General features: G+C 74.3%; 11 protein-coding genes. 6 read left to right on the forward strand and 5 right to left on the reverse strand.

Going from position 1 to position 13,277, the window contains the following annotated elements; all coding sequences use genetic code 11:
- Positions 1-258: 258 nt before the first annotated feature.
- Both FHR36_RS33135 and FHR36_RS33140 read left to right on the forward strand, forming a co-directional pair.
- Positions 259-2,394, forward strand: a complete 2,136-nt coding sequence (locus FHR36_RS33135; protein WP_253803393.1) for a M4 family metallopeptidase — start codon at positions 259-261, stop codon at positions 2,392-2,394.
- A gap of 84 nt (positions 2,395-2,478) precedes the next feature.
- Entirely contained in the window at positions 2,479-5,253 is a 2,775-nt protein-coding gene (locus tag FHR36_RS33140) for a helix-turn-helix transcriptional regulator (RefSeq protein WP_253803394.1), read from the forward strand.
- Here the strand turns inward: FHR36_RS33140 and FHR36_RS33145 are convergent.
- Together FHR36_RS33145 and FHR36_RS33150 are read right to left on the reverse strand one after the other, a co-directional pair.
- Positions 5,205-5,852, reverse strand: coding sequence for a GNAT family N-acetyltransferase (locus FHR36_RS33145; RefSeq protein WP_253804117.1), 648 nt, complete (start codon positions 5,850-5,852; stop codon positions 5,205-5,207). The genes FHR36_RS33140 and FHR36_RS33145 overlap by 49 nt on opposite strands.
- A 15-nt stretch (positions 5,853-5,867) precedes the next feature.
- Positions 5,868-6,794, reverse strand: a complete 927-nt coding sequence (locus FHR36_RS33150; protein WP_253803395.1) for a LysR family transcriptional regulator — start codon at positions 6,792-6,794, stop codon at positions 5,868-5,870.
- A gap of 84 nt (positions 6,795-6,878) precedes the next feature.
- Between FHR36_RS33150 and FHR36_RS33155 the strand changes: the two genes are divergently transcribed.
- From FHR36_RS33155 to FHR36_RS33165, 3 genes are read left to right on the forward strand one after another with little or no spacing between them, the layout of a single operon-like run.
- The gene (locus tag FHR36_RS33155; RefSeq protein ID WP_253803396.1) at positions 6,879-7,583 is read left to right on the forward strand and encodes a succinate dehydrogenase cytochrome b subunit; all 705 of its coding nucleotides are present in this window, start codon (positions 6,879-6,881) and stop codon (positions 7,581-7,583) included.
- Positions 7,580-9,517 carry a fumarate reductase/succinate dehydrogenase flavoprotein subunit gene (locus tag FHR36_RS33160; RefSeq protein ID WP_253803398.1) on the forward strand — a complete coding sequence of 646 codons (1,938 nt, stop codon included), beginning with the start codon at positions 7,580-7,582 and terminating at the stop codon, positions 9,515-9,517. The genes FHR36_RS33155 and FHR36_RS33160 overlap by 4 nt, the downstream gene beginning before the upstream one ends.
- Entirely contained in the window at positions 9,514-10,248 is a 735-nt protein-coding gene (locus FHR36_RS33165; protein ID WP_253803400.1) for a succinate dehydrogenase/fumarate reductase iron-sulfur subunit, read from the forward strand. The genes FHR36_RS33160 and FHR36_RS33165 overlap by 4 nt, the downstream gene beginning before the upstream one ends.
- Before the next feature lie 8 nt (positions 10,249-10,256).
- Here the strand turns inward: FHR36_RS33165 and FHR36_RS33170 are convergent, their stop codons facing one another.
- From FHR36_RS33170 to ligD, 3 genes are all read right to left on the reverse strand, one after another.
- Positions 10,257-10,535: a DUF2087 domain-containing protein gene (locus FHR36_RS33170; RefSeq protein WP_253803402.1), complete on the reverse strand. Its 279-nt coding sequence runs from the start codon at positions 10,533-10,535 to the stop codon at positions 10,257-10,259.
- Positions 10,536-10,602: 67 nt separating this feature from the next.
- A complete protein-coding gene (locus tag FHR36_RS33175; protein WP_253803404.1) occupies positions 10,603-11,103 on the reverse strand; it encodes a pyridoxamine 5'-phosphate oxidase family protein in 501 nt (166 codons plus the stop codon).
- 3 nt (positions 11,104-11,106) lie between these two features.
- A complete protein-coding gene (gene ligD, locus FHR36_RS33180; protein WP_253804119.1) occupies positions 11,107-12,090 on the reverse strand; it encodes a non-homologous end-joining DNA ligase in 984 nt (327 codons plus the stop codon).
- Positions 12,091-12,162: 72 nt separating this feature from the next.
- Here ligD and FHR36_RS33185 point away from each other — a divergent pair, with 72 nt between their 5' ends.
- Entirely contained in the window at positions 12,163-13,221 is a 1,059-nt protein-coding gene (locus FHR36_RS33185) for an ATP-dependent DNA ligase (RefSeq protein ID WP_253803406.1), read from the forward strand.
- Positions 13,222-13,277 lie beyond the last annotated feature (56 nt).

The raw sequence follows: 13,277 nt of genomic DNA on the forward strand, positions 1-13,277 counted from the left end.
CTGCACAGGAGACGCTATGCCGGTGGCCGGAGGTCACTCCATGACGTTCTCATGGCGCTTCCATGGTGCTCGCACCGCTCGGAAGTGCCTCCTCCACCGGCCTGCTGAACCCGCCGGCGCCCCTGCCTTGATGTTCGGGCAACCCTTGCGGGACCCTTGCTCCCCGCCGGAGGCGTGTCGCATGGACATGCCCGGGCCCTAGCGTCCCTCCGTCGAGCCGGTCACCCCCACCGACCCCGGCTCGGCGGGAGGAATGTGATGACCCGCAAGACCGCCCTGGCGGCAGCCGTCGCGGCTGCCCTCACCCTGGGCACCGCGACCGTGGCCGCCACCCAGTCCACGGCGCTGGCCAGTTCGGCCCGCCCCACCCCGGGCTTCCGGTCCCTGTCCGCGGACGCCCGCGCGCAGGCGCTCGCCACCGCCGACCGGGACGCCGCGGCGACCGCCCGCGCCCTCGGCCTGGCCCCGGACGAGCGCCTCCAGGTCAAGGACGTCCTGGTGGACACCGACGGCGCCCGCCACGTCCGCTACGACCGTACCTACCGCGGCCTGCCGGTGATCGGCGGCGACCTCGTGGTCCACCGCGCCGCGGACGGCCGGATCACCGGTTCGGACCTCGCCCACCAGGGCGCGATCACCCTGTCCACGGTGACCCCCACGCTCACCACGGCGGACGCATCCACCACCGCCGTCCGCCACGCCAAGCACGTGAAGAACGCCAGGGCCGCCGGCCCGGACAGCCAACTGGTCGTCTACGCGGTCGGCAAGGTCCCGGTCCTCGCCTACCGCTCGACGGTCACCGGCGCGGGCGAGGAGGGGGCCGAGTCGCGCGAGGCGGTGATCCTGGACGCGGCCGGCGGCACCGTCCTCGACCAGTACGAGCTGCACCAGGACGTCTCCGGCACCGGCAACGGCATCCACGACGGCCAGGTGTCGCTGGAGACCACCCAGTCCGGCAGCGGCTACACCCTCACGGACGCGCTGCACGGCTCCACCACCGTCTACGACTCGTACAACAGCCCCCAGTCCAACCCCGCGCAGAACGCCCGGACGTTCTCCAAGTCCACCAACTCCTGGGGCAACGGCAGTACGTCGAGCCGGGAGAGCGCCGCCGTCGACGCCGCCTTCGGCCTGGCCAAGACGTGGGACTTCTACAAGAGCACGTTCAACCGCTCCGGCATCCGCAACGACGGCCGCGGCGCACCCGCGTACGTGCACGTGGACAACAACCTGCTGAACGCGTTCTACGACGACAGCTGCTTCTGCATGTCCTTCGGCGACGGCAGCTCGCAGAACGGCTACACCCCGCTCACCTCGCTCGACGTCGCTGGCCACGAGATGACCCACGGCGTCACCGCGGCCACCGCGGGCCTGAACTACTCCGGCGAGTCCGGCGGCCTCAACGAGGCGACCAGCGACATCTTCGGCACCATGGTGGAGTTCTACGCCGCCAACGCCAACGACCCGGGCGACTACTACATCGGCGAGAAGCTCCACATGCCGAACGGCTACTTCCGCCGCATGGACAACCCGGCGTCCGACGGGTCCAGCCTGTCCTGCTGGAACTCCGGCGCCGGCTCGGTGGACGTGCACTACTCCTCCGGCATCGGCAACCACTTCTTCTACCTCGCCGCCGAGGGCACCGGCGCCAAGACCATCGGCGGTCTGCCGCACAACGGCACGCCGTGCAACGGCGACTCCTTCGCCGGCATCGGCCGCGACAAGGCCGCCGCGATCTACTACCGCGCGCTGACCGCCTACATGACGTCGACCACCAACTACGCGGCCGCCCGCACCGCCACCCTGCAGGCCGCCGCCGACCTGTACGGCACCAACTCCCAGGAGCGGTACATCGTCTCCAAGGCGTGGGCATCGGCCGGCGTCGGCACCGCCCTGCCCGACCCGGGCAACGGCACGCCCACCCCGACCCCCACCCCGACCGACCCGGGCCCGGGCGGCAACGCGCTGGCCAACGGCGGGTTCGAGCAGGGCGCCACCGGCTGGACGCAGAGCGCCGACGACATCACCAACTCCACCCAGCAGACGGCGCACGGCGGTTCCTGGTACGCGTGGATGATGGGCTACGGCAGCGCCGCCACCGAATCGCTCAGCCAGAGCGGCATCGCGGTGCCCGCCACCGGCAGCCCCCGGCTCACCTTCTGGCTGAAGGTCACCACCCAGGAGAGCGGCTCCACCGTCTACGACACCCTCAAGGTGAACGTCAACGGCGCCACCCGGGCCACCTACTCCAACGCCAACGCGAGCGCCGGCTACGTCCAGCGCACCGTCGACCTGAGCGCCTACAAGGGCCAGACCGTGAGCGTGGAGTTCGCCGGCCAGGAGGACGCCTACCTGGCGACCACGTTCCTGGTGGACGACGTCGCCATCGGCTGATCCGCGCGGGCGCGAGGCAGCAAAGTGGTCCATACCACCCGGTAGCCTCGCGCCCGCGCCCCCGAGGCGGCACACTGATCCGCCATGACAGGGGAACTCGTCGACCGCGCGGACCTGCTGGACCGGATCCGCGCGGCGCTCGTTCAGGGCAGCGTGCTGCTGCACGGGCCGGCCGGCATCGGGAAGACGGCGGTGCTGGACGCGCTGGCCGAGGAGGCCGGATCCGCGGGGGAGTCGGTGCTCCGGAGCAGTCCGACGACGGCCGAGTCCGGACTGCCGCACCTCGCCCTGATCGACCTCCTCGGCGGGGCCCTCCCCGGCCTCGCCGAGGAGCTTCCCGCCCATCTGCGGCTCGCCCTGGAGCGGGCCCTGCTGCACACCGCACCCGAACCCGGCACCGCCACCGGCCCGTTGGCGGTCCGGGTCGCGGCGCTGGAGGCGCTGCGGCGGCTGGCCGCGCGCGGACCGGTGCTGGTGCTGCTGGACGACACCCAGTGGCTGGACGAGGCCAGCCGGCAGGTGATCGCCTTCGCCGCCCGCAGGCTGGCGGACCGGCGGCTCCGCTTCGTGGTCACCGAACGGACCGACCACGACCCGGTGACGGCCGAGCTCTGCCCCCGCCCGGTCACCGAGCTGCCGGTCGGCCCGCTCGCCGAGCGCGCCGTGGGCGCCCTGCTGCGTGAGCGCCTCGGCCTGCGCCTGGCCGGTCTCACGCTCGCCCGCGTCCACGCTGTCAGTGCCGGAAACGCCTACTTCGCCCTGGAGTTGGGGCGGGAGCTGCGTGGCAGGGGCGAGCACGCGGCGCTCGCCGCCGACCCCGGGCGGCCGCTCGGCGTCCCGCAGCGGCTGCGCCACCTGGTCGCCGCCCGGCTCACCGCCCTGCCCGAGGACGCCCGCCGAGCCCTCGCGGTCCTCGCCGCGGCCCGCCCGGGCACCCCGTTGCCCGAGCAGCTGACCGGCCCGCTCGGCGCCGCCGTCGAGCAGGGCGTACTGGTCCACGGACCGGGCGGCGCCCTGCAGTTCGCTCACCCGCTGCTCGCCGAACTGGTCGCCGCGGACGCCCCGCCCGCCGCCCGGCGCGAGGCCCACCGGCTGCTCGCCGGGCTCACCGCCGACCCGGTCGAACGCGCCCGGCACCGGGCGCTGGCCGCCGAGCACCCCGACCCGGCGATCGCCGCCGAACTCGACCGCGCCGCCGACACCGCGCTCACTCGCGGCGCCCCCGGCACCGCCGCCGACCTGCTCCGGCTGGCCGCCGAGCACACCGGCGACGATCCGGACGCCGCCGCCCGCCGGCTGCTCGCGGCCGCCCGCAACGCCGCCACCGCCGGGCTCCCCGACCTGGCCAGGGCCTGCGGCGAGCGGCTGTCCGCCGCGCCCGGCCGCGACGTCCGCGTGCAGGCCGCCCTGCTGCTGGTGCGGCTGCTCGGCCCGGACCACCCGGAGACCGGGGCGCTGCTCGCCGCGGCCGCCGCCGAGGCGGAGGGCGTGCCGGCGCTCGCCGCCGCCGTCCGGCAGGAGCGGGCGGTCCGCGCCCTGCACCACGCCGACCACACCGCCGGCCTGGCCGAACTCGCCGCCGCTGAACGGGAGGCAGCCGCCGCGGACGACCCCGACCTGCTGGTCGAGGTGCTCGCCGTCCGCGCCCCGATCGAGCTGTCGAGCGACCCCGCCCACGGCCTCGCCCTGCTGGAGCGCGGCCGCCGGCTGTCCGCGGGCCGCCCGCTGACCGGCGCCGCCGTCTTCGTCCGCCAGGGCCTGGCCGTCGCCCACCTGCGCACCGGAGCCGTCGAGTGCGCCCTCGCCGAGGTGGACGCGCTGCGCGCCGAGGTGGAGCGGGCCGGCCGCACCGAGGACCTGTGCACCGTGCTCTACGTCGCCGCGTCGGTGTACGAGCGGGCCGGCCGCTGCGCCGAGTCCTACACCTTCGGCCGCGCCGCGTACGAGCTGCGCGAACGGATCGAACCCGCGCCCGGCCCGGCCCGGGTGCTCGGCGGCGCCGCCGAACTCAACGCCGGCACCGTCGAGCGGGCCGCCGACCTGCTGGACGCGGCGATCCTGGCCGCCGCGAGCGACCAGGACCGCGAGTGGCTGGCCTACGCGCACGGCCTGCGGGGACGGGTCGACCTGCTGCGCGGCACACCCGCGGCGGCGGTCGGCCACTTCCGGCAGGCCCGACAGCTGCTGCGGCGGCTGCAGTTCGACGATCCGGCGCTGTTCCTGCTCGACGCCGACCTGGCCGAGGCGCTGGCGCTCACCGGCGAGGCCGGGGCGGCCGCCGAGACGATCGCCGACGGGCGGGAGCGGGCCCGGCGGCTCGGCCGGGAGGTCGTGCTGCTCGGGCTGGACCGCGCCGAGGCCGTCCTCGCCGCCGTCGACGGCGACCCGCGCAGCGCCGCGGACGCGCTGCGCGCCACGATCCCCGAGCACCACCCGTACCCGCTGGAGATCGCCCGGGCCAAGCTGGCCCTCGGCCGCCTGGAACGTCGGGCCCGCCGCCGCGCCGCGGCCCGGAGCGAGCTGCGGGAGGCCGCGGACCGCTACGCGCGGGCCGGCTGTACCCCGTGGCTGCGCCACACCGAGGCCGCCCTGGCCGAGCTGGACCCGGCCGAGCCGGACCCGACCCCGGTGCAGCGCGACATCCTCGGGCTGGTCCGCGGCGGTGCGACCAACCGGGAGATCGCCGCCTCACTGCACCTGTCGGTGAAGGCGGTGGAGGCCAACCTGACCAGGCTGTACCGGCAGTTCGGGGTCCGCGGCCGGGGCGAGCTGGTACGGGCCGCGGACCCGGCAGCGCGCCAAGGGGGCGATCAGTGCGCCTTGCGCACCAACAGGACCTCGGCGCCGACCGGCCGGTAACCCGCCGCCTGGAAGGCGCGGACGCTGCGGGCGTTGCCGGGCGCCTGCTGCGCCCACACCACGTCGCCGGACGGCACCAGGTGGCGGGCGGCCACCGCCAGTGCCCGGCCGAGCCCCCGCTCGCGCGCCGTCGGCTCGACCTCGATCGCGGCCTCCCACCGGCCGGCCACGCCGCGCCCCAGCGCCAGCAGGCCGCCGTCCGCCGCCCACACCCGCACGTCGTCGCGGAACGCCAGCGCGCGGACGATCCGCGGGTGCTCCCGGTCGGTGATCTCCCGGAGCGCCACCGGCGGCTCGCCCGGCAGCCGGTCGGCGACGGTGAGCAGGTCGGTGTTGCCGAGGGTGCGGCCGGTGCGCGCGGCGAGCGCGACCAGCACGTGCGGCGACAGCGGGGCGGCGAGCGCGTCGGTCGGGGCGGCCGCGATCGTCTCGCGGATCCACCGCGGGTCCTCGTCGCAGAACACCACGGCGTGCGCGGTCAGCGCGAGCACCCCGGCCTCCCGGTCGGAGGGCTGCGGTACGACGGTCACGGAGCCGTCCGGGGCGGGGAAGGCGCCCCGCGCGGCCTCGGCCAAGATCTTCTCCAGCACGGGCGCCAGCCTACGCCCGGCCGCTCAGCCCGCCGCGGGCAGGAGCCGGCTGCCGGGCGGAAGGGCGCCGGCCCGGGCCGCCTCGGCGACGTGCGCCAGCAGGGTCGCCCGGAACTCCGCGGCGGCCCGGCTCAGCGGCACCTCCCGGCCGTGCGCCAGCGCAATGGTCCGCCCGAGCCCGGGGGCGGCGAACGGGGCGACCGTCAGTCCCGACCGGGCCGCCACCATGCCGGGCAGCACCGCCGGCCCCAGCCCGGCCCGGACCGAGGCCAGCACCGCGTCCATCTCGCCGCCCTCCACCGCCCAGCGCGGCTCGAACCCGGCCGCCCGGCACGCCGCCAGCGTGGTCTCCCGCAGGTCGTAGCCCTCGCGGAACATCACCAGCGGCTGCTCCCGCAGGTCCTCGATCCGGGCCCGCCGGCGGGGCAGCGGGCCGGCCGAGACCAGCACCAGCTCCTCGTGCAGCAGCGCGGTGACCGCGAGTCCGGCCGGCTCGCCCGCCGCCGGGGCGATCACCAGTGCCAGGTCCAGCTCGCCCGCCTCCAGCCCCTGCCGCAGGTCCCGCGAGCCGCCCTCGCGCAGCTGCAGGTCCACCCCGGCGTACCGGGCCCGGAAGACCCGCAGCACGTCCGGCACCAGGCTGGTGCACAGGCTCGGCGGCGCCCCGAACCGCACCCGGCCGCGCCGCAGCTGCACGGTCTCCTGCACCGCCTGCCGGGCGCTCTCGGTGTCCGCGAGGATGCGCCGGGCCAGTGGCAGCAGGGCCTGCCCGGCATCCGTGAGCACCGTGCCGGCCCGCGAGCGGTGGAACAGCTCGGCGCCCAACTCCCGCTCCAGGGAGCGGATCTGCTGGGAGAGCGAGGGCTGGGCGACATGGGTCGCCTCGGCCGCCCGGGTGAAGTGCCCGGTCTCGGCGACGGCCAGGAAGTAGCGGAGCTGCTGCAACTGCACACCGGCCATCATAGGCTGCGGCTATCGTCACCAGCACTTTCATGTCTTGGACGGATCCGGACCCGGCTGCCTACCGTCGTGGGCATGGCTCTCCTGACCCGGGCGGTCCGCCGTCCGTCCACCCTGGCGACCCTGTGGCGCTCGACCGTCGGCAAGAAGGCGGTCATGGCGGTCAGCGGGCTCGTGATGCTGCTCTACCTGGTGTTCCACATGCTCGGGAACCTCAAGGTGTTCTTCGGGCCCGGGGACCTCAACGGCTACGCGCACTGGCTGCGCACCCTCGGCGAGCCGCTGCTGCACTACGGCTGGTTCCTCTGGCTGGCCCGCGTGGTGCTGCTGGCCGCCGTGGTCGCCCACGCCGTCGCCGCCTACCAGCTGAGCCGGCGGGACGCGGCCGCCCGGCCGCAGAAGTACGTCCACCGGCGGCAGCGGACGAGCTACGCCACCCGCACGATGCGCTGGGGCGGGGTGATCCTCGGCCTGTTCATCGTCTGGCACATCCTGGACCTCACCACGCTGACCGTGAACCCGCGCGGCGAGGAGGGCCACCCGTACCAGAACATCGTGGCCTCCTTCTCCACCTGGTACGGCGGCGGCATCTACTGCCTGGCGATGCTCGCGCTCGGCCTGCACGTCCGGCACGGCTTCTGGAGCGCCGCCCAGACCCTGGGCGCCAACAACCCGCGCCGGGACCGGGCGCTGAAGCTCACCGCGAACGCGACCGCGTTGCTGCTGACCGCCGGCTTCCTGTCCGTCCCCGTCGCCGTCATGACCGGAGTGGTCCGATGAGCTACCTCGACTACCGCGTCGGCGAGCCGATCGCCGACACCAAGGCCCCCGCCGGGCCGATCGAACAGCGCTGGGACCAGCGGCGGTTCGAGGCCAAGCTGGTCAACCCGGCCAACCGCCGCAAGCACACCGTGATCGTGGTCGGCACCGGCCTGGCCGGCGGCGCGGCCGGCGCCACCCTCGCCGAACAGGGCTACCACGTCGTGCAGTTCTGCTTCCAGGACTCGCCGCGCCGGGCCCACTCGATCGCCGCCCAGGGCGGCATCAACGCGGCCAAGAACTACCGCAACGACGGCGACTCGGTCCGCCGGCTGTTCTACGACACCGTCAAGGGCGGCGACTTCCGCGCCCGCGAGTCCAATGTCCACCGGCTGGCCCAGGTCTCGGTGGAGATCATCGACCAGTGCGTGGCCCAGGGCGTCCCGTTCGCCCGCGAGTACGGCGGACTGCTGGACACCCGCTCCTTCGGCGGCGTCCAGGTCTCCCGCACCTTCTACGCCCGCGGCCAGACCGGCCAGCAGCTGCTGCTCGGCGCCTACCAGGCGCTGTCCCGGCAGATCGCCGCCGGCAACGTCGAGATGCACGCCCGCACCGAGATGCTCGACCTGGTCGTCGTCGACGGCCGGGCCCGCGGCATCGTCGCCCGCGACCTGGTCACCGGCGAACTCACCACCCACCTCGCGGACGCCGTGGTGCTCGCCACCGGCGGCTACGGCAACGTCTTCTACCTCTCCACCAACGCCAAGAACTCCAACGCCACCGCGATCTGGCGGGCCCACCGGCGCGGCGCCTTCTTCGCCAACCCGTGCTTCACCCAGATCCACCCCACCTGCATCCCGCGCTCCGGCGACCACCAGTCCAAGCTCACCCTGATGAGCGAGTCGCTGCGCAACGACGGCCGGATCTGGGTGCCCAGGGCGCAGGGCGACACCCGCCCGCCCGGTGAGATCCCCGAGCACGAGCGCGACTACTACCTGGAGCGGATCTACCCCGCCTTCGGCAACCTGGTGCCGCGCGACATCGCCTCCCGCGCCGCCAAGGTGGTCTGCGACGAGGGCCGCGGCGTCGGCCCCGGCGGCCAGGGCGTCTACCTCGACTTCGCCGACGCGATCGCCCGGATGGGCCGGGCGGCCGTCGAGGCCAAGTACGGCAACCTGTTCGAGATGTACGAGCGGATCACCGCCGAGGACCCGTACACCGTCCCGATGCGGATCTACCCGGCGATCCACTACACGATGGGCGGACTGTGGGTCGACTACGACCTGCAGACCACCGTCCCGGGCCTGTTCGCCATCGGCGAGGCCAACTTCTCCGACCACGGCGCCAACCGGCTCGGCGCGAGCGCCCTGATGCAGGGCCTCGCCGACGGGTACTTCGTCCTGCCGCCCACCCTCAACCACTACCTCGGCTCCACCCGGCTCGACCCGGTCGCCGCCGACCACCCCGAGATCGAGGCCGTCGAGGCGGACGTCGCCGACCGGCTGGACCTCATCCTCGCCGTGGACGGCGACCGCACCCCCGACTCCTTCCACCGCGAACTCGGCGAACTGCTCTGGGACGAGTGCGGCATGGCCCGCGACGAGGCCGGCCTGCGCCGGGCGCTCGCCCGGATCCCCGAACTGCGCGCCGAGTTCTGGCGCCGGATCAAGGTGCCCGGCACCGGCGCCGAGCTCAACCAGGCACTGGAGAAGGCCAACCGCCTCGTCGACTACTTCGAACTCGCCGAGCTGATGTGCCTGGACGCGCTGCACCGCGCCGAGTCCTGCGGCGGCCACTTCCGCACCGAGTCCGCCACTGCGGACGGCGAAGCCGCCCGCAACGACGAGGAGTTCAGCTACGCGGCCGCCTGGGAGTACACCGGCGGCGCGCCCGTGCTCCACCGCGAGCACCTCGTCTTCGAGCACGTCCACCCCACCCAGCGGAGCTACGCGTGAACCTCACCCTGCGCATCTGGCGCCAGAGCGGGCCCGACGCCCCCGGCGCGATGACCGAGTACCACGTCTCCGGCATCAGCCCCGACATGTCGTTCCTGGAGATGCTGGACACCCTCAACGAGGAACTGATCCTGCGCGGCGACCAGCCGGTCGCCTTCGACCACGACTGCCGCGAGGGCATCTGCGGCGCCTGCGGCATGGTGATCAACGGGCAGGCGCACGGCCCCGAGCGCACCACCACCTGCCAGCTGCACATGCGGCACTTCGCCGACGGCGACACCATCGACGTCGAACCCTGGCGGGCCGGCGCCTTCCCGGTGGTCCGCGACCTGGTGGTGGACCGCTCCGCCTTCGACCGGATCATCGGCTCCGGCGGCTACATCACCGCACCCACCGGCTCCGCCCCCGAGGCGCACGCCACCCCCGTCCCCAAGGACGCCGCCGACCTCGCCTTCGAACACGCCGAGTGCATCGGCTGCGGCGCCTGCGTGGCCGCCTGCCCGAACGGCTCGGCCATGCTCTTCACCGCCGCCAAGGTCGTCCACCTGAACGTCCTCCCGCAGGGCGCCCCCGAGCGGGCCGGCCGGGCCCGGGCCATGGTCGAGGCGATGGACGCCGAGGGCTTCGGCGGCTGCACCAACACCGGCGAGTGCGCCACCGCCTGCCCCAAGGGCATCCCGCTGACCGGCATCTCCGTACTCAACCGCGAGTACCTGCGCGGCCTGCGCTAGCTGGGGATTCAGGCGGGGACCGGGACGGTGCGGCCGTAGCCGCTGCCGTCCCGGTCGCGCTCCAGCAGACCGGCGATGACCAGGTAGCGACGCAGGGCCGCGCAGTCGTCGTGGACGGTGCGCAGCGCGTCGTTCACCTCGGCCTCGGTGTAGCGGCGGCCCGGGACGAACAGGGTCTCGGCGAGGTGGGTCAGCAGCTGTTCGCGGCGGGCCGCCCGGCGGGGAATGGCGGTCAGCCGCCCGTGGGAGAACAGCGTGGACACGGCGGAGCCGGCGGTCTGGGACATGCCGGGAAGCCTCGCAGCGGTTCGTCCACCCCGGCAATCGGTTTTCCGCCACCCGGCCGCGGTGTCGTCAGCGGCTGAAGCGCCAGCGGGTCGGGGAGCCGGTGAAGTCGCCATGGAGCAGCCCGATCGCCTGGTCCGGTTCGACCCGCAGGGTGGCGTTGACCGCCGGGTCGAGGAAGTCGATCCGGTACGAGGTGCGGTACTTGGCGTTGAGCGCGTCCAGGAACAGGCCGATGTCGGCGAGCCCGGTGACGATCTCCGCCCGGCCCTCCAGCACCACCGGGTCGAGCGCGTTGTCGGTGGCGACCGAGCACTCGGGCCGGGCCGCCAGATTGCGTGCCTTGCGGGAGCGCAGGCTGCTGCTGAACCACAGCGCCTCGTCCAGCCACACCCCCCACACCGGCATCAGGTGCGGGCGCCCGTCCGGCCGGGCGGTGGCCACCCAGTACTCGTGCGACTCGGTCAACTGCCGCCGCGCCCACGCCCAGGAGAGCAGCCCGCTGCCCTCCTGCGCGGGCCGGATGCCGTAGCCCGGCATGTACGGCCGTCCGGCCATCGGCTCGGCCATCGCTCAGCTCTTCCGGGCACGGCTGGGCTGGACCCGGGCCGGCTCGCCGGGCATCTTCGGATGGTCCGGCGGGTACGGAAGGTCACCGGCGTCCTGGTGCGCGTAGAGCTCCAGCAGCGCGTCCAGGCCGAACGCGTGCTCCTCCATGTCGGCGTGCAGGTCGCCGAGTTCGGCGAACCGCTCGGGCACCGTGCGCAGGTCGAAGTCGGTGGGGGAGACCTCGTCCAACTCCTCCCAGCGCAGCGGCGTGGACGCGGTGGCCTGCGGGCGGGCGCGCAGCGAGTACACGGAGGCGATGGTGCGGTCGCGGGCCATCTGGTTGTAGTCGACGAAGATCCGCTCGCCGCGCTCCTCCTTCCACCACTTGGTGGTCACCTCGCCGGGCATCCGGTGCTCCAGCTCCCGGCCGAGCGCGATCACCGCGTGCCGGCAGTCGGTGAACGTCCAGCGCGGCTCCAGCGGCACGTACACGTGCAGGCCCCGCCCGCCGGAGGTCTTCGGCCAGCCGCGCAGCCCGTACTCCTCCAGCAGGACGCGCAGCTGGTGGGCGGCCCGCACCGCGTCGTGGAAGTCGGTGCCGGGCTGCGGGTCGAGGTCGATCCGCAGCTCGTCCGGGTGCTCGGTGTCACCGCGGCGCACCGGCCACGGGTGGAAGGTCAGGCAGCCCAGGTTGGCCGCCCACAGCACGGCGGCCGGCTCGTTCGGGCAGATCTCGTCCGCGGTCCGGCCGCTCGGGAAGGCGATCCGGGCGGTCGGCAGCCACTCCGGCAGGCCCTTCGGGGCGCGCTTCTGGTAGAAGAACTCGCCCTCCACCCCGTCCGGGAAGCGCTGCAGCGTGGTCGGCCGGTTCCGCAGCCCGCGCAGCACCCCCGGGGCCACCGCCAGGTAGTACTCGGCGACGTCGCGCTTGGTGAACCCCGGCTCCGGGAAGTACACCTTGTCCGGGTTGGACAGCCGGACCGCGCGGCCGTCCACCTCCAGTTCCACAGCTCCTGCCATGACGCCCACGCTAGGCGGACCGCCGTGCGCCCGCGCGCGCTGGCCTGCACCATCGGAGGCATGGAGCTACCCGTGATGCCGCCCGTCTCGCCGATGCTGGCCAAGTCCGTGGCCGACATCCCGCCCGGCATGCAGTACGAGGCCAAGTGGGACGGCTTCCGCGCCATCGTGTTCCGCGACGGCGACGAAGTGGAACTCGGCAGCCGCACCGGCAAGCCGCTGACCAGGTACTTCCCCGAGGTGGTCGAGGCCGTCCGGGCACAGCTGCCGGAGCGCTGCGTGGTCGACGGCGAGATCGTCATCGCCCACGACGGCCGACTGCACTTCGAGGAACTGCTGGAACGCATCCACCCGGCCGCCTCCCGCGTCCGCACCCTCGCCGAACGCACCCCCGCCTCGCTGGTCGCCTTCGACCTGCTCGCCCTCGACGGCGAAGCAGTCGACCAGCGGCCGCTCACCGAGCGCCGCGACGCCCTCGCCGCGGCGCTCGCCGGCGCCCGCCCGCCGGTCCACCTCGCCCCCGCCACCACCTCGATGGAGACCGCCCGCACCTGGTTCTCCCAGTACGAGGGCGCCGGACTGGACGGCATCGTCGCCAAACCGCTCGACCAGCCGTACCGGCCGGGTGAACGCACCATGTTCAAGGTCAAGCACGCCCGCACCGCCGACTGCGTGGTGGCCGGCTACCGCGAGCACAAGAGCGGACCGGTGGTCGGCTCGCTGCTGCTCGGCCTGTACGACGCCGACGGGACGCTCCAGCACGTCGGCGTGTGCGCCTCCTTCCCGATGGCCCGCCGCCGCGAACTGGTCGAGGAACTCGCCCCGCTGCGCCCCGACGACCTCACCGGCCACCCGTGGGCCGCCTGGGCCGAGGAGGACGCCCAGGCCGCCTCCCGGCTGCCGGGCGCGGTGAGCCGCTGGACCGGCAAGAAGGACCTCTCCTGGGTACCCCTGCGACCCGAACGGGTGATCGAGGTCGCGTACGACCACATGGAGGGCACCCGCTTCCGCCACACCACCCAGTTCCGCCGCTGGCGCCCCGACCGGACGCCGGACACGTGCACCTACGAGCAGTTGGACGAGCCGGTGTCGTACGACCTGGGCGAGCTGCTGCAGTAGCGCTGCGCGGCGGGTCGGTCCCGTCCGGCCTCGGTGCGCTGGCGCCCTGACCGGAC

The organism is Kitasatospora cinereorecta (assembly GCF_024172095.1).
In the GTDB taxonomy this organism is placed as follows: Bacteria; Actinomycetota; Actinomycetes; order Streptomycetales; family Streptomycetaceae; genus Kitasatospora; species Kitasatospora cinereorecta.

Excerpts from the sequence above, each read along its gene's own strand:
- FHR36_RS33135 (WP_253803393.1), top strand. The coding sequence starts at position 259 with ATGACCCGCAAGACCGCCCTGGCGGCAGCCGTCGCGGCTGCCCTCACC.
- FHR36_RS33140 (WP_253803394.1), top strand. The coding sequence starts at position 2,479 with ATGACAGGGGAACTCGTCGACCGCGCGGACCTGCTGGACCGGATCCGC.
- FHR36_RS33155 (WP_253803396.1), top strand. The coding sequence starts at position 6,879 with ATGGCTCTCCTGACCCGGGCGGTCCGCCGTCCGTCCACCCTGGCGACC.
- FHR36_RS33160 (WP_253803398.1), top strand. The coding sequence starts at position 7,580 with ATGAGCTACCTCGACTACCGCGTCGGCGAGCCGATCGCCGACACCAAG.
- FHR36_RS33170 (WP_253803402.1), bottom strand. The coding sequence starts at position 10,535 with ATGTCCCAGACCGCCGGCTCCGCCGTGTCCACGCTGTTCTCCCACGGG.
- FHR36_RS33175 (WP_253803404.1), bottom strand. The coding sequence starts at position 11,103 with ATGGCCGAGCCGATGGCCGGACGGCCGTACATGCCGGGCTACGGCATC.
- FHR36_RS33185 (WP_253803406.1), top strand. The coding sequence starts at position 12,163 with ATGGAGCTACCCGTGATGCCGCCCGTCTCGCCGATGCTGGCCAAGTCC.